The 18046-nt window shown below is 70.4% G+C and carries 19 protein-coding genes and 1 pseudogene; 7 read left to right on the top strand and 13 right to left on the bottom strand.

What is annotated here, in order from left to right:
* Nucleotides 1-36: 36 nt before the first annotated feature.
* Nucleotides 37-585: a DUF4383 domain-containing protein gene (locus tag ACQUQD_RS01445; protein ID WP_428950041.1), complete on the bottom strand. Its 549-nt coding sequence runs from the start codon at nt 583-585 to the stop codon at nt 37-39.
* 175 nt (nt 586-760) lie between these two features.
* On the opposite strand from ACQUQD_RS01445, the gene ACQUQD_RS01440 reads away from it, so the two are divergent.
* The 3 genes from ACQUQD_RS01440 to ACQUQD_RS01430 all read left to right on the top strand — a co-directional run bounded on the left by ACQUQD_RS01440 (nt 761) and on the right by ACQUQD_RS01430 (nt 3824).
* Nucleotides 761-1036 (top strand): hypothetical protein, encoded by a 276-nt coding sequence (locus tag ACQUQD_RS01440; RefSeq protein ID WP_428950040.1) that lies wholly within the window; start codon nt 761-763, stop codon nt 1034-1036.
* Between the two features lie 128 nt (nt 1037-1164).
* Entirely contained in the window at nt 1165-2601 is a 1437-nt protein-coding gene (locus ACQUQD_RS01435; RefSeq protein WP_428950039.1) for an FG-GAP repeat protein, read from the top strand.
* 320 nt (nt 2602-2921) lie between these two features.
* On the top strand, nt 2922-3824 hold the full coding sequence (locus tag ACQUQD_RS01430; protein ID WP_428950038.1) for an NADP-dependent oxidoreductase: 903 nt from the start codon (nt 2922-2924) through the stop codon (nt 3822-3824).
* A gap of 214 nt (nt 3825-4038) precedes the next feature.
* Here the strand turns inward: ACQUQD_RS01430 and ACQUQD_RS01425 are convergent, their stop codons facing one another.
* Both ACQUQD_RS01425 and ACQUQD_RS01420 read right to left on the bottom strand, forming a co-directional pair.
* Nucleotides 4039-4326, bottom strand: coding sequence for a hypothetical protein (locus ACQUQD_RS01425; RefSeq protein WP_428950037.1), 288 nt, complete (start codon nt 4324-4326; stop codon nt 4039-4041).
* Entirely contained in the window at nt 4323-4724 is a 402-nt protein-coding gene (locus tag ACQUQD_RS01420; RefSeq protein WP_428950036.1) for a MerR family transcriptional regulator, read from the bottom strand. The genes ACQUQD_RS01425 and ACQUQD_RS01420 overlap by 4 nt, the downstream gene beginning before the upstream one ends.
* 523 nt (nt 4725-5247) lie before the next feature.
* Here ACQUQD_RS01420 and ACQUQD_RS01415 point away from each other — a divergent pair.
* Nucleotides 5248-5931 (top strand): GOLPH3/VPS74 family protein, encoded by a 684-nt coding sequence (locus ACQUQD_RS01415; protein WP_428950035.1) that lies wholly within the window; start codon nt 5248-5250, stop codon nt 5929-5931.
* A gap of 77 nt (nt 5932-6008) precedes the next feature.
* Here the strand turns inward: ACQUQD_RS01415 and ACQUQD_RS01410 are convergent, their stop codons facing one another.
* The gene (locus ACQUQD_RS01410) at nt 6009-7547 is read right to left on the bottom strand and encodes an alpha/beta hydrolase (protein ID WP_428950034.1); all 1539 of its coding nucleotides are present in this window, start codon (nt 7545-7547) and stop codon (nt 6009-6011) included.
* A 94-nt stretch (nt 7548-7641) separates the two neighbouring features.
* Between ACQUQD_RS01410 and ACQUQD_RS01405 the strand changes: the two genes are divergently transcribed.
* On the top strand, nt 7642-8595 hold the full coding sequence (locus ACQUQD_RS01405; protein WP_428950033.1) for a MerR family transcriptional regulator: 954 nt from the start codon (nt 7642-7644) through the stop codon (nt 8593-8595).
* Between the two features lie 31 nt (nt 8596-8626).
* On the opposite strand, the gene ACQUQD_RS01400 is transcribed toward ACQUQD_RS01405, so the two are convergent.
* From ACQUQD_RS01400 to ACQUQD_RS01385, 4 genes are all read right to left on the bottom strand, one after another.
* On the bottom strand, nt 8627-9013 hold the full coding sequence (locus ACQUQD_RS01400; RefSeq protein WP_428950032.1) for a hypothetical protein: 387 nt from the start codon (nt 9011-9013) through the stop codon (nt 8627-8629).
* 10 nt (nt 9014-9023) lie between these two features.
* Nucleotides 9024-9902: an ATP-grasp domain-containing protein gene (locus ACQUQD_RS01395; RefSeq protein WP_428950031.1), complete on the bottom strand. Its 879-nt coding sequence runs from the start codon at nt 9900-9902 to the stop codon at nt 9024-9026.
* A gap of 111 nt (nt 9903-10013) precedes the next feature.
* Complete coding sequence (locus tag ACQUQD_RS01390) at nt 10014-10442, bottom strand: DinB family protein (protein ID WP_428950030.1); 429 nt, start codon at nt 10440-10442, stop codon at nt 10014-10016.
* A 266-nt stretch (nt 10443-10708) separates the two neighbouring features.
* Entirely contained in the window at nt 10709-11539 is an 831-nt protein-coding gene (locus ACQUQD_RS01385; protein WP_428950029.1) for a hypothetical protein, read from the bottom strand.
* A gap of 778 nt (nt 11540-12317) precedes the next feature.
* On the opposite strand from ACQUQD_RS01385, the pseudogene ACQUQD_RS01380 reads away from it, so the two are divergent.
* Nucleotides 12318-12551, top strand: a pseudogene (locus tag ACQUQD_RS01380) (NADAR family protein); the annotation flags it as partial.
* A gap of 82 nt (nt 12552-12633) precedes the next feature.
* Here ACQUQD_RS01380 and ACQUQD_RS01375 read toward each other — a convergent pair.
* On the bottom strand, nt 12634-13227 hold the full coding sequence (locus tag ACQUQD_RS01375) for a TetR/AcrR family transcriptional regulator (RefSeq protein ID WP_428950028.1): 594 nt from the start codon (nt 13225-13227) through the stop codon (nt 12634-12636).
* A gap of 159 nt (nt 13228-13386) precedes the next feature.
* Here ACQUQD_RS01375 and ACQUQD_RS01370 point away from each other — a divergent pair, with 159 nt between their 5' ends.
* Nucleotides 13387-14337: an alpha/beta hydrolase family protein gene (locus ACQUQD_RS01370; protein WP_428950027.1), complete on the top strand. Its 951-nt coding sequence runs from the start codon at nt 13387-13389 to the stop codon at nt 14335-14337.
* A 151-nt stretch (nt 14338-14488) separates the two neighbouring features.
* On the opposite strand, the gene ACQUQD_RS01365 is transcribed toward ACQUQD_RS01370, so the two are convergent.
* From ACQUQD_RS01365 to ACQUQD_RS01350, 4 genes are all read right to left on the bottom strand, one after another.
* Nucleotides 14489-14833, bottom strand: a complete 345-nt coding sequence (locus tag ACQUQD_RS01365; RefSeq protein WP_428950026.1) for a hypothetical protein — start codon at nt 14831-14833, stop codon at nt 14489-14491.
* Between the two features lie 193 nt (nt 14834-15026).
* Complete coding sequence (locus ACQUQD_RS01360) at nt 15027-15650, bottom strand: HAD family hydrolase (protein ID WP_428950025.1); 624 nt, start codon at nt 15648-15650, stop codon at nt 15027-15029.
* A gap of 33 nt (nt 15651-15683) precedes the next feature.
* A complete protein-coding gene (locus ACQUQD_RS01355) occupies nt 15684-16682 on the bottom strand; it encodes an LLM class flavin-dependent oxidoreductase (protein ID WP_428950024.1) in 999 nt (332 codons plus the stop codon).
* A 103-nt stretch (nt 16683-16785) separates the two neighbouring features.
* Nucleotides 16786-17985 (bottom strand): MFS transporter, encoded by a 1200-nt coding sequence (locus ACQUQD_RS01350; protein WP_428950023.1) that lies wholly within the window; start codon nt 17983-17985, stop codon nt 16786-16788.
* Nucleotides 17986-18046 lie beyond the last annotated feature (61 nt).

Genomic DNA, 18046 nt, shown 5'->3' with positions numbered 1-18046 from the left:
TCACCGGGGTGGCTGAGCGGCCCGGCGTTCCGACGGCTACTTCGTGCCGTGAGGAAGGGCGCCCGGACTCTTGGCCAGGGCGGGCGAAGCGGCACGACGTGCGGCCGCGGCCTCGCGGGCGGCTTCCCGGGGGTGACGCCGCTTCCAGTAGGGGTTGTCGTGCGGCAGCCGGCTGGAGACGCGGCCGTACATCCCGAAGACGAGAATCACGAGGCCCATCACGAAGCTGAAGATGACGTTCGAGATGCCGAAGTCCAGGACGTTGGCGCCTTTGTCGAGGATGAACACATGGACGAAGCCGCTGATCAGGAAGAGCGTCCCGACAGTCATGTTCAGGGTCGACGCGAAGTTTCCACCGATGACGGCACCGACGACGAGGGCCAGGCCGACGATGACGGAGATGAGGCTGAGGACGCCGTTCGTGCTCAGCCCGGCGATGTGGCTGCCGTCGGTGTCGAAGGGGCTGAGCTGATCGGCGAAGCCCAGGCATCCGAAGACCAGCAGTACGACGCCGCAGAACGCGGCGCCCCATCGGTACACCTGAGCCAGTTTGTGGTCCGTGGGCAGCTCGTCCTTGAGCTTCATGGCGACGTCACCTTTCTGCCGTCTCGAGTGGGAGGCGGCGCTCTGGGGGGTGCGCACGCCTCGCTCTCTTCTCAAACGGTGGCACAGGGTGGCGAACGGCGCAGATCCGGCGGGACGAATCCCGGGGCGGGGTGCACGATGAGGGCCATTCGGCACTCTGAGTAGTGTTGTGGCCATGGGGAAAGGGATGGGGCGCCGGCCCAAGGTGGACCTGGAGAGCGGCGTCGAGGATGCGACGCTGCTCATCCTGGAATGGCTGGGCGAGCAGGGCGTGGGGGCCATGATCCGGGTCGACGCGGAGCGCCTGCGCGACGGCCTGCCGGCGTGGACCTTCGCTGCCGGCGGCGGGCCGTTGTCCGCCGGCATGCGAGCCGATGGTTCCTCCGTCGCCGAGTGCATGGGCCGGGCGTTGCACCAGCTGCGCGAAGCCGGGCTGGCCGTTCCCTTCTGAGGCAGCGCCCCGCTCCCCACGAGGCCGTGGATCTTCGGCTGCCGTCACGCAACCCTTCGTGCACCTCGTGAGTCACATCTCCGAGATCCGTCGCTCTCATTGCCCCCTTCGACTACGGGAGTTCCCTCGTGCGTGCACGCACCCTGGCCGTCACCGCCGCCGCAGCGGCCCTCACCGCCGCCGGTCTGACCCTGCCGCTCGCCGGGAGCGCCGCCGCCGCAACGACTCCGCGGTTCGACTTCAACGGCGACGGATACGCGGACATCGCTGTCGGCATGCCCGACGCCACGGTGGACGGCAAGGTCAAGGCCGGCTACGTCAGCGTGATCTATGGCGGCCCGCAGAGCCCGAGCCAGTCCACCGGTGTGATCAGCCAGGCCGAGGCCGGCATCCCCGGCACGCCCGAGGCGGGCGACCGCTTCGGGTCCTCCGTGGCACCTGTCGACGTGAACGGTGACGGCGTCTTCGAGCTCGTTGTCGGCGCGAGCGGCGAGTCGCTCACCTCCGAACAGCTCAGGGACGAGGGCACCATCACGGTCCTGGACGGCTCGGGATGGAACGTCAAGGGCACCACCCTGGCCAGGGGCACGTCCGAGTTCAGCAAGATCGGCAGCACCATCGCCACGGGCGACTACGACGGCGACGGCGTCACCGACCTTGCCTACGGCGAGAGCGGCGAGGAGCACGGCTCGCTCCGGTTCCGCCCGGGCCCGCTCACCACCGACCAGGCGACCACCACCACCCTGCGCAGCTACGGCATGGGGGGCGGCACCGTCGACCTGGCCACCGGCGACTTCGACGGCGACGGCCGGGACGACCTCGCCACCACCTGGAGGGCCATGGAGGACTCCGGCACCTTCATCACGCGCTGGGACGGCCGGGCCAAGCCCGCCCAGTGGTGGGCCGACGCCGACCGTGGCAGCTCGCTCGCCGCCGCAGACTTCGACCGGGACGGTACGGAGGACCTCGCGATCGGCCTCGTCCAGCCCAACCCCGAGTCGGAGACCACGCATTGCGAGAACCGGCTCGGCGGTGCGGTGCTCGTGCTCAAGGGCTCGAGGACCGCGCACTTCGGCGCAGAGAGCCAGTGCATCACCCAGTCGAGCCCGGAGGTCGGCGGCGCCGCCGAGGAGGGCGACGACTTCGGCGCCGCGCTGGCCGCGGGCGACCTGAACGGCGACAGCCGTCCGGAACTGGTCGTCGGCGTACCCGGCGAGGACGTGGGCACCGTCAAGGACGCGGGCGGCTACGTCACCCTGAACGGCACGGAGCAGGGCCTTTACGGCGGTCTGGCCCGCAGCCAGAGCACCACGAACATGCCCGGCACTGCCGAGGCCGGCGACCGCTTCGGCGCCCAGGTGGCCGTCGGCGACTACAACCACGACGGCCTGTGGGACACCGCGGTGAGCGCGCCCGGGGAGAACGCCGGTGAGCCCAGGTCGGGCGGCGTCTGGTTCGTGCCGAGCAGCACGGAGGAGACGTACCCGGTGGGCAAGTCGCTGACCCCGTTCGGATTCGCCCTGCCCGACGGGGCCATCAAGTACGGCGAGGTGCTGGGGCTTTAACAGTTCCACGCGTCCACAGGGAGAGGTTGCTGCTCGTCGCCACGGCGATCGTTCGGCCGGAGAGGGAGAAGCCGGCCGCACGGAAGGGGGAGTAGTGCGCGTGGAAGATGTGCCACCACTCCTCTCCGTAGAGCCTGCAGACCCTCCCCGACGTACGCCAGCGAACGGCCCCGTGACCGGCTGGATGCTTTCCGAACGGTCTGGTCGGCGGTGCGGTCCAAGATCGTCGCTTGTAACCTGGAGTCATCGTGGCGAACGAGGTTCGCTGTCGTCGAGTGCGCTGCAAGCGCGACACTTTCGGGGCGAGAGGGGAGCGATCGATGAAGGCAGCCCGCTTCAGCCGGTTCGGGGGCCCGGAGGTCCTCGAGATCGTCGAACTCCCCGATCCGCATCCGGGCCCAGGGCAGGTGCGGATCGCGGTGCGCGCGGCCGGGATCAACCCGAGCGACTGGAAGAAGCGCAGCGGCCAGATGGATCCCGAGCTCCCGCAGACGATGGGGTACGAAGCCGCGGGCGTCGTCGACGAAATCGGCGAGGGCGTGACGGACGCGGCCGTCGGTGACCGAGTGTTCGGCTTCTCCGTCGAAGGGGCGGCTCAGGCCGAACGGGCCTTGCTGTCCTTCTACGCCCCGATCCCTCGGTCACTCGACTTCCCCGGAGCCGCCGCGTTGCCGGCCGCCATCGAGACGGCCACGCGCGCGCTCGACCAACTCGGCGTCGAGAACGGCAGCACGCTGCTCGTCAACGGCGCCTCCGGAAGCGTCGGCAGCGCCGCCGTTCAACTCGCCGTCGTGCGCGGTGCGCGCGTGATCGGCACGGCCAGTCCGGCGAACCACGCGTACCTGAGCGCGTTGGGGGCCGAGCCTGTCGCGTACGGCGAGGGTCTCGTCGACCGGGTCCGCGCGCTCGCGCCCGACGGCGTCGACCTCGCGCTCGACGTCGCCGGAAGCGGGGTGCTGCCCGAACTCATCGGGCTCGCGGGCGGCCCGGAACACGTCCTGACGGTCGCCGACTTCATGGGCGCGCAGAAGCACGGCGTGAGGTTCAGCCGTGGAGATTCCGGCCGCGCGGTCCATGTGCTGGCCGAGATCGGCGAGTTGGTCGACACCGGGCGTTTCTCGCTCCCGGTCGCGCAGACGTTTCCGCTCGCCGCGGTAGCGGAGGCGCATCGTGTCGGCGAGAACGGTCACGTGCGCGGAAAGCTCGTGCTGCTCGTCGGCTGACACGGCGACGACGACCGCGACGGTGAAGCGCCACCGCAGGAACTGGCTCGGCCCGGTCCGCCCGCATCGGTCGCCCGAGAGGCAGCGGGACGGCCGGAGCGGTATCGGCGGAGCGCCGACCGGCAAGCCGCCCCGAACATCACGTTGAGCCTGCGTGAGGCGGCCTACCAGGACCCGGATGTGCCGGACGCCGCCGCACGCCTGATCGCCGCGATCACCGGATCTGTGCGGGGTTGTACAGCTCGCTCAGGGCCGTCCCGATCGTCTTCCTCGCGTACGTCTCGCCGCGAGGGGTGTCGACGTGGGCTGTGGCCAGGTCCGGGTGCTCGGCGAACAGTTTCCGGGTGCCGGGCAGCATGCGCGCGGCGAGATCCTGACGGATCCGCTCGTCCGAGTCGGTGCCCAGCAGCGCGAACTCCCTGTCCACCTCGTCGTCCGAGTGGTCCCGCATCACGTCGGCGTAGGCCTGTCGCGGGGCGGGCCCGACGACGCGCGTCATCACGGTGCACAAGGAGCGGTCGGCAGCAGACATGGCGACCGGGCGCCCGGTGCCGGCTCGCCGGGCAGGTCGGCCGGCAGTGACTGGCGCAGGATCAGGGCGAGTTCGGCACGGGCCCGCTGGAGGCGCTCGATGATGGCCGCGAGTTCGGCGTCGAGCGTGTGCAGCGCTTCCACCGGATGCTCGTCGCCTTCGCCCATGGCGGCGATCTGCGCCAGCGAGAACCCGATGTCGGTCAGCCGCTTGATGCGCAGCAGGCGGAGCAGGTGCGCGACGCCGTACTGCTTGTAGCCGTTGCTGCGCCGCTCGGGCTCGGACAGCAGCCCGACCTCGTGGTAGTGCCGGACCACCCGCAGGCTGACGTCGGCGAGCTCGGCGATCTCTCGGGTGCTCCAGGCCATGGTTCCAGCGCACACCATGCCGTAGCGGCACGGTCAAGCCCGTCGGATGCGGGCGGGCATGGAGGGCGGCGCGCGTCATGCGCTTCTTGACTGTGCCGCGACGGCACAGTGTGCGGTGGGCGGTGACAGCTCCCGCCGGGCGCCTCGCCCGTCATGGAAAGGACCCGCACCATGGACCGGCTCACCGATGGCGACCGGGCGCGCGCCCAGCAGATGCTCGCCCTGTACCGGGCGTGCCACGTTCCTCGCAGCCACCCGCCGTGACGCCTTCGACCCCGCCCGCCACGCCGCCGGGCTGTCGATGGCCTTCAGGCACGCGATCGGGGGCGCGGACCTGCCGATCACGAGGATGGAGTCTGTGAGCCGGACCGGCTCCATGGGCGGGCGTTCACCGGCCGTGCGGGGCAGGCTGGGACACGAGGGCCCCTGTTCCTGACACCGCACACCGCCATCCGAACCCCTACACACAAACCGAACCACCCGATGACACCGGCCGGAAAGGCTGACCATGCAGAGGCTGACCATGCAGAGGCAGACCAAGCAGAACGAGCCGCTCCTCGTCGAGGACCTGTTGCTACTGATGATGGACGACAAGTCGGGCACCATCGCAGGAGAGGGCACGCTCTACTACACCCTGGGCGGCGCCGTGCTCGTCGAGCTCGGTCTCAAAGGGCGTGTCAGGGTCGACGAGAACGATGCCGGGCTGAACGGCCTGAAGGTGCACGCCGTCGCCGGTGCGCCGCTCATCGACCCGTTGCTCCAAAGCGCCGACGGCAAGGTCGCCGAACGGCTGCGCGGTGTCCAGACCCTTCTCATCGAGATCGGCACCGGGCTGCGCGGGACCGTGCTGGACCGGCTCGTCGAGCGAGGCATGCTGCGCCAGGAGAAGAAGGAGCGGCTGGGTGTCTTCTCCTCGACGTCGACGACGATCGTGGACACCGAGTACAAGAAGGCCCTGGTCGAGAAGGTGCGGGCGGTCCTGGTGGACAACGCGGAGCCCGACGCCCGTACCGCAGCACTGGTCGGGCTGCTCTCCGCGAGCGGCACCCTGCCCAGCCTGCACCGCTCCATCCCCTGGTCGGGCAAGGTCTACCGGCGCGCCAAGGAGCTGGAGCAGGTCAGCTGGGGCGCCGAAGCGGTGAACAGCGCCGTCATGCGGACCATGGCCGCGATCTCCGCGGGAAGCGCCGCGGCTGTCACCAGCTGAGCCCCTGAACACCCGCGGCTGTCGGACGTCATGCGCGACCCCGGTCTGCGACTGCCCCGCTGTCCGACTCCGGCCGGTCAGTCGGTGGCCCCGGTGAGGAGGCAGTGGAGGACGTGCGTCATCGCGCGGTGCACGGCATCACGCGCCTCCTCGGTGTGATCGAGGTCCTCGAAGCCGTGGCGTGCCCGGGGCACGTCGATCACCTCGACCTTCTTGTCATGGGCGGCCGCCGCCTGCAGGAACTCGTCCACCGTCGCCGCGATCACGGGCTGCTCCAGCTCCGGACGGAGAACGACAAGGGGGAGCGCGGCGGCGGCCGGGACCGCCAGGGCCGGACGGAAACGGCCGACGGGCACACCCCAGTTCGGCAGCGGCGCCATGATCGGGTAGCAGGCGACGAGACAACGCAGCCAGGCCGGAGGCCCGTCCAGCCACTCGGCGGTCAGGGGCCCGCTCCCGGACAGGAACCACAGCGCGATCCGCTCCGCGTCGACACGGGGATCGGCCCGCAGGGCCGCCACTCCCTCGGCCAGGTCCGTCGCGGCCACGGCGTAGTCCGTCACGTCGTGCAGGCGGTGGTCCAGGGTGGCGCCCACCACTCCGCGCGAGGCCGCGTAGCGGCCGTAGCCGGTGAGCACCGGCCAGTCGCGGGGCGTCGGCTGCATCCCGCGCGGCACGGGCCCGCCGTGCACGAACAGCACCGCCGGCAGCGGCTCGTCCGCCGGCTCGCGGGGGAGATACAGGTCGAGATCGCCGTGCCGTTCGCGGGCAAGGGCCGGCACGTCGAGGAGGAAGGAGCGCGGCTCCTCGGCCGGCCGGGTCTCCCCGTCCTGCGGGGTGCCGAGGCGTTCACCCTCACCGGCCGCCGCCTTGACGAGCGTCTCGGCGAAGTCGTCGGGACAGGACAGCATCGGCCAGTGTCCGGTGGGCAGTTCGAAGAAGGTCACATCCGGGTGCACCAGCGCTTGAAGGGCCGGATTGCCGAGACGGACCAGTGTCCGGACCGACTCGATGCTCGCGCCGTTGAAGTGGCACAGGACACCGGTGGTGGGGATGGCGGCCGCCTCACCCGTCAACTTCAACGGCTGGACCAAGGTGCCCAGAGGCTGCGGCGAGGACAGGGCGGTGAGCCGCTCCAGTTCGGCGGCGGGAACGCCCCGGGTGCTGCCCCAGAGCTGCCAGTCATCGGGCGCGGGCACCGGCAACGTATCGCCCTGAGCGCTGCCGGAGGCCAGTTGCGCGCGCAGGGACTGGTCCGGCACGGCCGACAGGGCCGGCATGCCGTCGCCCGGCACGGCGGCATCCACGTAGACGATGCGGTCGATCCGCTCCGCACGGCAGTCCGCCGCGCCCAGTGCCGGGTACACGCCGTAGTCGTGTCCGACGAGCACGATGTCGCGCCCTGTACCCGCCCCGGCGCCGTCGATGGCCGCGACGACCCGCTCGATATGTGTGCCGAGGACGACTCCGTCACCGGGACCGCCGTGACCGGTACCGTCGGCGTCCGTGAGGTCGACCGCGTGCACTTCGGCACCCGTCGCCGCCAGACGCCGGGTCACCCCCGCCCACACCTCGGCGCCGTTGAAGAACCCTGGAACCAGAACGAAAACGCTCATGCCCTCTCCCTGCTCGATGTGCCCCGAAACCGACGGGACCGGCTTTCGGGCTCGCTCGCGGGTAGGTTAGAAACTCCCCTTGAGGGAGGTTCAAGTGCTGTTTCCGGACGACGGGTCGTGGAGCATCGGCGAGCTTGCCGAGCGCGCGGCCACCACGGTCAAGACGGTCCGCTTCTACTCCGAGCGCGGACTGCTCCCTGAGCGCCCGCGCAGCAGCGGTGGGCACCGCCGCTACGGCCCCGACGCGTTGGAACAACTGCGCCTGATCCGCTCGTTGCGCGGCCTCGGACTCGCACTCCCGCAAGTGCGCCGGGTGCTGGACGAGGCGGCGGACGACGGTGCCGGGACGGCGTTCGAGGACGCGGTCGCCGCCCAACTGAGCACGCTCGGCTCCCAGCTCAGCGCGCTGCGCTGGCAGGAGGCCGCACTCCACCTCGTCCACACCTGCCCGCCCGAGGAACGTGCCGAGCGGCTACGGCTGATCGGCGCCGTGAGCACCCCGCCGAGCACGCAGGCGATGGCCAGGTTCTGGCGCGCCTGGCTGCCCGTGCGCATGCCCGCCAAAGCGATGGCCGCGTTCCTCGACGCCACCGTCCCCCCGATCCCGGAGACGCCCCACCCGCACCATGTCCTCGCCTTCGCCCGCCTCCACGCCTTCGTGTCCCGCCCGTGCACACCGGACCGGCCCACGCAGCCCGCGGCCCACCAGCACGCGAGCCCGCGCGACATGGCCATCCTCTACGCGGGGTTGGCGGAGGCCTACGACCTGGCCCGCCCTGAGCTGCGCGCCGAGCGGTCCCCGCGAGCAGGCCAGGCGCTCGACGGATTCGTGGACACCTACGCACGCGTCCAGGGCGGGCGCGACACCCCCGGCTTCCGCCGGCAACTGGCGCGGCAGCTCTCCAACGACCCACGGATCGACCACTACTGGGAGCTGGTGACCCAGGTGATCACCCCGGTGGGACGCCGCCCGGAACCGACACCGGGATCGGCCCACGACTGGCTGCTGGAGGCACTGCGCACGCAGGTCGCGGAGAGGGCCGCTTGAAGAGGCGGGGATGTGTTGGTGCCGCCGCGCCTCAGATGTCCCTAACGCTCTGGATGATGCGGGTGATGATGGTCGCGGCCTGCGGCGGGTGCTCCTCCAGCCAGGTGCCGAGGTGCTCTCGGACGGCTGTCTCCATGCAGGAACGTACAGAAGTGTTGCTCAGTCCACCCCGTGTGGCCCCATGAAACTCCGGGCTGTCCACCTTCACCGAGACGACCGCTGTCAGACCTTCGCTGACGGAAGCGGAGCTGAGATCGGCGTCGGCTGTCGACAGCAGGCGCATCCTCCGCGCACAGGCGTTGATCGCAGCGGTCACCCCGCGCCGGAAACCCTCCAGGTGCGTGCCGCCCTGAGGAGTGGATCGGTTGTTGGCGAAGCTCCGGACGTGCTCCTGTCGGGCCTCTGCGGACGGAAGCAAGCCGCCAGCGTCAGCTCCGCTGCGACGTCAACAAAGGCTCCAGAAGCAGCCGTTGAGCCACGGTCGCGGGCAAGTCGCTGACCTGACCGTCCCCGACCTCCACGACGCGCCACACGCCGTCGGAGCGCAGGGCCAGATCCGTGGTGACGAAACGGCAGCCGAGGGCGCGCACCAGCGGTGCCACGTGGTCGAGTTGCGGCACCAGCCGCGAGGCCCCGTCCCCGTACGCGTCCGGATGCGCGGTTGTCAGAGCCGGGCTGCCGTCGATCCACCACACCCGGACTTCGTCGCCGGTGAACTCCTCGAAGGTGCGCAGGACGATCCCTCCGGCGAGGAACTCCTCCTGCAGCTCGACGAAGTTCCGCACCACGGCGGCCAGTTGCTCCGTGTCGGCGGCGTCGGGTACGAAACAGGCCTCGTCCCACTCGTGCTTGCGGGACTTGACGTAGTCCTTGACGACGACGGGCCCAGAGCCAAGGGACGCGGCGAGCTCGGCGAGGCGCGCGGCCGGAAGGGCCTGTCCTGGCTGTGCCGGGAGCCAGACGCTGCGGGGCGTCACGGCAGCGAACGTCTTGTACCAGCCGGGCAGTTCATGAGCCCTGCGGTACTGCAGTGCGTCGGTCGCCAGGGTGGTGCCGCGCTCGGCCAGCGCGTCTTCCAGTTCGGCGTAGCGACTGCTCGGCAGCATCCAGCCCCGGTACCAGAGCGGGCCGACACCGCGTGGCACCCTGGCCACGGCCTCGCCGGCGCCTCCCTGCATCAGGGCGTCATGATCGATGAGTGCGACGTCACGGCCCAGGACCTCGGCCGCTTCGACCGCGGCCGCGAAGTGCGGGTCGGGCAGACGCGCCCGGAGCGGGTCGCGGCACGTCAACAAGGCAGCCGTCATGGGCGCAGCTTAGAGGCCGTCCCCATGGGCGAAGATGCCGGCCTGGTCGACCCGGTCGGCCTTGATGCGCCTGCCGTTCGTGGGTCACCTGAGATCGGGCGAGGCAGTGCGTCACCTGCCGACGGCACCGTCACTCCGCTCACGCAGGATGTCGGCGTGACCCGCATGGCGAGCCGTCTCCTCGATCATGTGCACCAGCACCCACCGCATCGATTGCACCATGTCCGCTGCGCCTGCCGCCCGAGCACTCGGCTGGTTCAAGTCGGCACAGCGCTCGATGATCTCGTTGGACCGTTCGATGGCACTGCGATAGCCAGTGAGGAGACTGTCCGCGCTGTCCCCCTCGGAGAGGTTCATGCTGAAGTCCGGATGCTCGATATCGGCCCCTTCGAAGGCCCAGGCGAACCAGTAGAGCTCTGCTGCCGTCAGGTGCTTGACCAGGCCGAAAACACTGGTGCCAGAGGGCACTCCGGGCGCTCGTCCGTGTCCGTCGTCAAGGCCCTGCGCCTTCGCGGCCACCGCTTCACGGACGTAGTTCAAGAACGCGGGCAATGTCGATTTCTCGTCGGAGTCACCGTCAGGAGGGCCTACGTCGCGGTGTTGTTGAGTCTCTGGCACCGAGGGCACACCAGCTTGATCCACTTTCGAAGCACACCCCCGCGGCGGGCACTAACCCGTCGCCCCGTCGCCCCGTCGTCTAGCCATGGCCATCGCGTGAAGTGGCGCGGAGACGGACGCGTCACGGCGCCGGTACAAGGCCCACAAGGGCGGAGGACAGGCCGGCCGGGCCCCGCCGGTCGTCGGAATCAGTGCTCGTCGGGTGCGGATTCCTCAGCCGCATCGATCGCCATATCCGCATCCTCGCCCAGGTCGAAGACGCTCTCACGCAGTGCCTGGATCACGCCGTCGAGCTCGGCCACGCCGTGCATCAGCCGCTGGTGTGCGGGCCCCTCGCCGATCATCGCGGCCGTGCCGTGCAGGCTCAGCCCGGCGTCGAAGATTCGCCGCACCACGCTCTGGCGCAGATCAGCTGCGATACGGTCCCGTTCCCGGGCCAGGGACAGCTCGCGAACCTCGGCCTGCAACGCCGCGTTGGTCACCTGGGAGCCGCTGATTCGGTCCCGCAGTCCATGAGCGGCCACCGCGATCAGTACGCTGAGCGCGCTCCAGAGCAGCAGCCGCCTGCCGACCACGGCTCCGGGCGTCGCCTGAGCGACCGACGACACCGCCTGGACCGTCACCACCGCCACCACCACGCACGCCGACTCCCACCGGTGGTGGAACAGCACCGACCAGATCAGCGGGACCAGCAGTACGAGTCCCACGCCGGAGGCCACGCCCGATGCGAGGATCAGTTCCAGGACGGAACCGGTGTAGAGCAGCGGCACCAGAACCGGCGTCCACGCCGGAAGCCGCTGCCACGGCAGGAAGAAGGCGCCGACGCACACAAGCAGGAGCCCGACGCTGACCCAGTACTCCAGCCAGGACTGCATGTCGATGTCCGGCACCAGGACGCTGACCGTGGCCACGACGGCGACGAGCGCGAACGGACCGGCCCGCAAGGCCAGTCCGGGCTGTTGGAACTGCCGGCCGACGGAGTCGCCGTCGGTTTCGTTCAGTGCCTTCCAGGGATCCATCGGTGACTTCACAGCACACCCCCGTCGGGTCGGAGCACTCGAAGCCCCCACCACAGGGCAAGTACGGCCGTGCGCATCGTATCGACGTACATCGATGTCATACAGGGAGGCAGCTGCGAAACCGCTACGCGCTGGCCTGGGCCGTTGACCGGTACGACAGCGCGCTACGGCACTGCGCCGACCACGCCCGGCCGGACTTTTGAAGCGGGCGTTCCAAGCGGTAGGAGCCGTCAGCCGTTGTGCGCGGGCCGCCGCCGTGACCCGGGGAGCAGTTCAACGCGCCGGGTTGTGGGGCACGTCAGGTGTTCGGAGTGCCTGGCGGCGGGGGAGTGGGTGCGGCCCAGGGGCGGGCGGCCCGGCGCGGCGCGTCCCGAGGCGGAACGGCGGGCGGCGGAGGCATGGGAGGCGGCAGGTCCACCACCGGCAGCACCGGACCGGACCACCTGCCCGCAGCCGGGCCACCGTCCTCTCGGCGCGACGCCGCGCGACCGGGCCGTCGTCACGCGCGAACACCAGGCGGAACCCCGTATGGGGAAGCCGCTCCGCGGTCGCCGGCCCGTACCCGAACGGGTACCCCACCAGCTCGACGCGTTCCCGCCCCGCGGCAGCGACGACATCGGGCTGCACCACGACAGAACCCTTACACCCCCCCCCGAGCCTCGCTCGGCTACTACAACTACCGCTACCGCTTACTACAACTACCGCTACGACGAATGAGACTGAGACTCGTCCTCGACGGACACTGCGCCACAATCACCGGATGATCGGCAAACGCAGAACTGAACACTCCCGGACCGCCGTCATGACGCGTCTGCTGCGCGCCAAGTACGAGCAGCACCCACAGCTCGCCGAGATCCTGCTGGCCACCGACGACGCCGCCTTCATCTACGACGACATCGACTCGGCTTTCTGGGGCGACAACGCTGGCCGAGGGCGCAACTGGACGGGGCGTCTCCGCGAACTCGTCCGCTCCGAACTGCACCTGCGGCGAGCCGAGATCCCGGGGTTCTGACCTGACCAGGCCGGACCTAAGCAGGTAGGCGACCAGCGTGACGCTCTCTCACGCGCCCGCCCCCCCCCTGCCTCGTGCACCGTCATACGTCGCGAGGCCGCCTGAGCCCCTGCAGCAACAGCTCGATCATGCGCCGCGGGCTGTAACGGGGATCGGTCTCGCGCCCGATGCACAGGTTCCCGATGCTGCGCATCACCTCGAAGGGCTCGTAGCCGTCCCGGATCTCACCGGCCTCGACGGCCGCGTCCAGCAACTGACCGCACACCGGGACGAGACGGTCCAGGAAATGCGTGTGCAGGGCGGCGAAGCGGCTGCTGTCGGACTGCAGCGCGTCAGCCAGGCCGTGCTTGGTGACCAGGAAGTCGACGAACTGGTCCACCCACCGCTGCAGCGCCTCGAAGGGGCTGGCGCAGTCGGCCAGGAGCACCGGCCCGGCCTGCGCGCATTCCTCGATCTGGTGGTTGTACACCGCGGTGACGAGGTCGGCGCGGGTGGGGAAGTGGCGGTAGATGGTGCCCATCCCGACACCCGCCTTGGCGGCGATCTGCCGGATCGGGGCGTCGACTCCCGACGTGACGAACACGTCGGCGGCCGCCGCGAGCAAGATCTTCTGGTTGCGCTGCGCGTCCGACCGTTTGCCGCGCGCCCCTGCCTGCGCGGGTTCGGGGGGCGTCATCCCCGACTCCTTCCTGCCACGGGTTGACAAAGCGGAACGCTGCTCCGAATATGAAATGGAACGTCGCTCCGCTTGAATGGTACGCCACGCGGAGCCTGCCGTCCTCTTGCCGCTCCTGCTCTGTGCGCGGCAGCGCCAACACACGGAAGGGGCACCTTCATGTCCTCCGCCACCTTCGACCCCGACGCCCCGGTCCTGTCTTACAGCCCGGTGACTTTCCAGATCCCCGGTCGTCCCGTCAGCCTCCAGGTCCGGGTGACCGCGCCCGCCGCCGGCGGCAACCTGCCGGTGATCCTCCTCTCGCACGGGCACGGAGCATCCAACAATCTGTCCTCGCTCAACGGGTACGCACCGCTGGTCAACCAGTGGGCCGCGGCGGGATTCGTGGTCATCCAGCCCACGCACCTCAGCTCACGGACCCTAGCCGCGAAGCTCTCCGACGCCCCCGGCGCACCCTTCTTCTGGCAGTCCCGTGCGACGGACATGAGCCACATCCTCGACCACCTCGGCGAGATCGAGAACGAGGTCCCCCAACTGGCCGGTCGCCTCCACCGCGACAACGTGGCGGTCTCGGGACACTCCCTGGGCGGCTTCACTGCCGGCCTGCTCCTCGGCGCCACGGTCACGGACCCGGACACCGGTGAGGTGGTGAGCTTCCTGGAGCCCCGCATCAAGCAGGGCGTGCTCCTCGCGGCCCCCGGCCGAGGCGGAGAGGACGTCCTGACCGGATGGATGGCGGCGCAGGTGCCGTTCTTCCACGGCATCGACTTCTCCACCATGACAACGCCCGCGCTCGTCGTGGCCGGCGACAAGGACGACTCCCAGCACTTCACCTCGGTCGGCCCCGACTGGCACGCCGACCCCTACCGACTCGCACCCGCACCGAAGGCCCTGCTCACCGTCTTCGGAGCCGAGCACCTCCTCGGCGGAATCTCCGGCTACGACGCCCAGGAGACCAGCGACGAGAACCCGGAGCGGGTGGCAGCCGTGGCCCGCCTCAGCGCGGCCTACCTGCACAGCCAGTTCCGGCCCGGAAGCCTGACGTGGGAGGCCGCGTGCGCGGAACTGGCCGCCGGCACCGCACCGTTGGCCGGTGTCGAGTCCAAGTAGCGCAACTCCAGCGGGCCAGGGCGCTGTTCCAAGAGTGACGCCACGCCTCTCAGGTGCCGCGCAACCGGATGCTTCGGCTCTGATCCGGCAACTCGAAGGCGAGTTGGAGCCGGTTCCGTCGGAACGGGTTCCCCTATCCGCACTATTCGCCCTATCCGTCCCTTCCCTCCTCCTGCGCCGGCTCGCCGCGGCCGATGGGCATCGACCACGTCATCGTCGAGGGTGCGCTGACGGAGACCGTGCCGTTCTTCTCCGCGCCGGAGACGTCCAGTTGGTTGTACGTGGTGCGGACTTCGCCATCGACGCAGGCGAACGAGAACGTGGACCGCAAGGGCTCCAGGTCCACCTTCATCTCGCCCTTCCCCTTGCACCGCACCGCGACGACAAGGGCGTTCCCCCTCTCGCCACCTGGGAAGGCGAAGATGCGGCCTCCGCGTGTCTCGCCTTGGCGCGCGGCGAGCGTCTCTCCCGGCTCCAGCTCCGGCGCGACCTTCACGGGGATCTGTTCAGAGCTCGTGGGAACGGGGGAGCTCGACGTCTTCGACGCGGCGTGGACGGTCGCCCTCTTCGCGGCTGCGTGATCGTCGGCGTGATCGGTCGTGCAGGCTCCTGCCAGCGGCAATACGGCCGCAGTCAAAATACTCCCGGAACTACTCCTACGCCTCGTGCGGCGGTCGAATCCGTGGCGGTCACGTGGTGCCGGTCGGCAGCCAGTTGTCGACGACGGCTGCCAGCTCCTCCCGTCCCGTGAAGACATGTCCCTCCATGCCGATGGCCCGCGCCGCGCCCACGTTCTCCTCGCGGTCGTCGATGAAGAGGAAGTCCGCGGGTGCGGCCTGCAGGGCGGTGACGCAGTGGTGGAACGCTGCCGGGTCCGGCTTCGCCGCACCGATCTTTCCGGAGAAGGCGACGTGGTCCAGTTCGTGCAGCCAGGGCTGCGCGGTGAGGAAGACATCCGCATGGTCCGACGGGATGTTGGACAACAGGGCGACCTCGGCCACGTCCCGTAGCGAGCGCACGTAGGCGACCATGCGGTCGTCGACGCGTGACCAGCTGTCGATGTCGGTGAGCCGCAACTCCTCGATCGTGTCGGCGTCGTGGGGGAGCGACAGCGTTCGCAGTACGGCCGTCCAGTACGCGGACGCGGAATGCCGGCCGGCGTCGTAGGGCGGGCGGCAGGCCCAGTAGGCCTCGGTGAAGGTGCGCGTCGGTGCGTGGCAGCGGGCGGCCATCTTCTGCAGGGCGCCCGGGCGCTGGTGGCGGGCGATGACCCCGAAAAGGTCGAAGAGGACGATGTGTCGGTCGGTGGGCATGGCGGCAGGTGCCTCCGTGTCTAAGGGGTCGGCTCAGGAGTGGGGGTCCAGGACGCGCGCGAGCGAGTCGAGGCACGCCGGGGCGTCCGGGCCGGTCGGGGCGAGGACGACGCTGGTCGCGCCTGCCGCGTGGCGGGCCCTGATCGCTTCGCGTGCCTGGCCGGGCGTACCTGCGATGCTCAGCTGTCGGACCCAGGCGGCGGGCATGGTTCGCGCGAACTGCCGGGCGTCGGCGCAGGCGGCGCGGTGCTCGCGCAGCTCAGCGGCGAACGGCAAGGGGGCGATGTGCGCGGCCCAGTCCGGCTCACCGATGACGCTCAGGGCGTCCCGGACGCGCGCGACGGCTGCGTCCTCGTCCTCGTCGACGGCGGCGGCGTCGTAGGTGACGACGTGAGGGGTGCCCGCGTCGGACGGGCTGCCCAGATTCCGTAGCGAGGCGGCGACGTAGGCGGGGGCCGCGGGCTCGGCGAGGAGCAGCCCGTCGGCCACCTGGCCCGCGGCGGCCTGTGACTTGGGGCGGCGCACGCCGAGGACGACCGGAGGCGCGACGTCGGGTGTCTCGGTGAGGACGACGCCCTCGCAGCGCACGTAACGGCCGCCTGCCGGACCGGGCTCGCCGCGCAGGAGCAGGCGCAGCGCGGTCGTGTACTCCTTGATCAGCGTCAGGGGGCTGTCGGGCCAGGCTCCGGCCTGCCGCATCCAGTCGGGCATTCCGTGGCCGATGCCGGCGATCAGCCGGCCCGGAAAGAGCTGGGCGAGGGTGGCCAGTTCCATCGCGGCGAAGCAGACGTTGCGGGCACCGGCGGGCATGATGCCGATTCCGACGGTGATGCCGGTGGTGCCGGCGAGGATGGGGCCGGCCTGGGCGATGCCGCCACGCCAGCCCAGGTCCTCCACCACCCAGATCTGGTCGAACCCCAGCTCTTCTGCTCGCCGGGCGAACGGCAGCACCTCCCTCACGGGCAGGTCGCGGGGGAGCAGGACACCGACACGGCCACGCGTGGGAGCGGTGTCTGTCTCGGGCAGGGGCATCGAGGGCTCCTCGTGTCGGGCGGTGATTTCTGGCGTACGGCCCGGTCGGCCGGGGCGGGGAGCCTGCGCGGCACGGGGGTCAGGGTCCGTGCCGCACAGGCGGTCAGAGGCTGCTCGGTGCCGGCTCGCGCGTGCGGTCGGATCCGGTGCGCAGGATCCCGGCCGCCGCGGCAGCGACCGCACACAGCAGGATCAGCAGTACGAAGGTGTGGTTCAGGGCAACGAGATGGGTCAGCCAGCCGATGACGGCGGGGCCGGCCAGCATGCCGACATAGCCGAGGCCGGCGACGCGCGAGACGTTGGCACCGGCAGCGGCGGGGTCCGCATGCCCCGCCGCGCTGAACAGTTGAGGCACGCAGCCGGACAGCCCCAGACCGAACAGCGCCCACCCCAGGAACGCGGCCCATGCCCACGGGGCGATGGTCACGAGCGCGATGCCGACCGCGGCCACGGCCGAGCCGTGACGCAGGACGGCCACCGGCCCGAACCGGGCCGCGAGCCGGTCGGCGAGCAGCCTGCCGATCGTCATCGTCGCCGCGAAGGTGCCGTACGCGAAGGCGGCGGTGCTCGCGGGCGTGCCCAGGACGTCCTTCATGTGCAGGGCGCTCCAGTCGTTGGCGGCGCCCTCGCACAGCATGATCATGAGCGCCAGGGCGGCGAGAACCCAGATGCGTCCCGGGGTACCGCCTCGCTCCGTCGCCGGTGCCCGCTCACCCTCGGCCGAGCCGGAGTCGGCAGAGGGCGGCGCCGAAGGCAGCAGGGCGCGGCTCGCCGCCAGTGCGGTCACGATGCCCAGGGCTCCCATGGCGCCCATGCCCGCGGCCGGGCTCAGTCCGGCGCTCGCGGCAGCCGCACCGACCAGCGCGGCGATGACGCCGCCGACCGAGAACGTGGCGTGGAACGCCGACATGACGGGCCGGCCGTAGGCCTTCTCCACATGTACGGCGTGGGCGTTCATGCTCACGTCCAGGCAGCCGTTGCAGAACCCGAAGACCAGCAGAGCGCCGGTCAGCGTCCAGGCGTCCCGGGAGAGGCCCGGCAGCACCAGGGTCGCGCCGCACAGGACACCGGAGGCCGGAACCACGACGCGCGCGCCGAGCCGGTCGGTCAGCCGCCCGGCGACCTGCATGCCGATGAAGGCTCCCAGGCCCAGCAGCACCAACAGGCCTCCCAGCGTCGCGTGGCTGACGCCCACGCGCTCCTCGATGGCGGGGATGTGCACCACCCAGGCGCCCATGAGGGTGCCGCAGAGGATGAAGTAGACGAAGGTCGCCACACGGGCGGATCGCAGCGAATGTTCCATGCGGGAACCGTAACGAACAGATGTGGTGTTCGTAAACTGTCACTTCGAACACTTTGCATGT

Origin of the sequence: Streptomyces sp. cg35, assembly GCF_050410835.1 — a bacterium.
Taxonomy (GTDB): domain Bacteria; phylum Actinomycetota; class Actinomycetes; order Streptomycetales; family Streptomycetaceae; genus Streptomyces.
This window is presented reverse-complemented; position numbering and strand designations above follow the sequence as displayed.

Excerpts from the sequence above, each read along its gene's own strand:
- ACQUQD_RS01430 (WP_428950038.1), top strand. The coding sequence starts at position 2,922 with ATGAAGGCAGCCCGCTTCAGCCGGTTCGGGGGCCCGGAGGTCCTCGAG.
- ACQUQD_RS01370 (WP_428950027.1), top strand. The coding sequence starts at position 13,387 with ATGTCCTCCGCCACCTTCGACCCCGACGCCCCGGTCCTGTCTTACAGC.
- ACQUQD_RS01395 (WP_428950031.1), bottom strand. The coding sequence starts at position 9,902 with ATGACGGCTGCCTTGTTGACGTGCCGCGACCCGCTCCGGGCGCGTCTG.
- ACQUQD_RS01355 (WP_428950024.1), bottom strand. The coding sequence starts at position 16,682 with ATGCCCCTGCCCGAGACAGACACCGCTCCCACGCGTGGCCGTGTCGGT.
- ACQUQD_RS01415 (WP_428950035.1), top strand. The coding sequence starts at position 5,248 with ATGCAGAGGCAGACCAAGCAGAACGAGCCGCTCCTCGTCGAGGACCTG.
- ACQUQD_RS01385 (WP_428950029.1), bottom strand. The coding sequence starts at position 11,539 with ATGGATCCCTGGAAGGCACTGAACGAAACCGACGGCGACTCCGTCGGC.
- ACQUQD_RS01350 (WP_428950023.1), bottom strand. The coding sequence starts at position 17,985 with ATGGAACATTCGCTGCGATCCGCCCGTGTGGCGACCTTCGTCTACTTC.
- ACQUQD_RS01410 (WP_428950034.1), bottom strand. The coding sequence starts at position 7,547 with ATGAGCGTTTTCGTTCTGGTTCCAGGGTTCTTCAACGGCGCCGAGGTG.
- ACQUQD_RS01440 (WP_428950040.1), top strand. The coding sequence starts at position 761 with ATGGGGAAAGGGATGGGGCGCCGGCCCAAGGTGGACCTGGAGAGCGGC.
- ACQUQD_RS01445 (WP_428950041.1), bottom strand. The coding sequence starts at position 585 with ATGAAGCTCAAGGACGAGCTGCCCACGGACCACAAACTGGCTCAGGTG.
- ACQUQD_RS01420 (WP_428950036.1), bottom strand. The coding sequence starts at position 4,724 with ATGGCCTGGAGCACCCGAGAGATCGCCGAGCTCGCCGACGTCAGCCTG.
- ACQUQD_RS01360 (WP_428950025.1), bottom strand. The coding sequence starts at position 15,650 with ATGCCCACCGACCGACACATCGTCCTCTTCGACCTTTTCGGGGTCATC.
- ACQUQD_RS01375 (WP_428950028.1), bottom strand. The coding sequence starts at position 13,227 with ATGACGCCCCCCGAACCCGCGCAGGCAGGGGCGCGCGGCAAACGGTCG.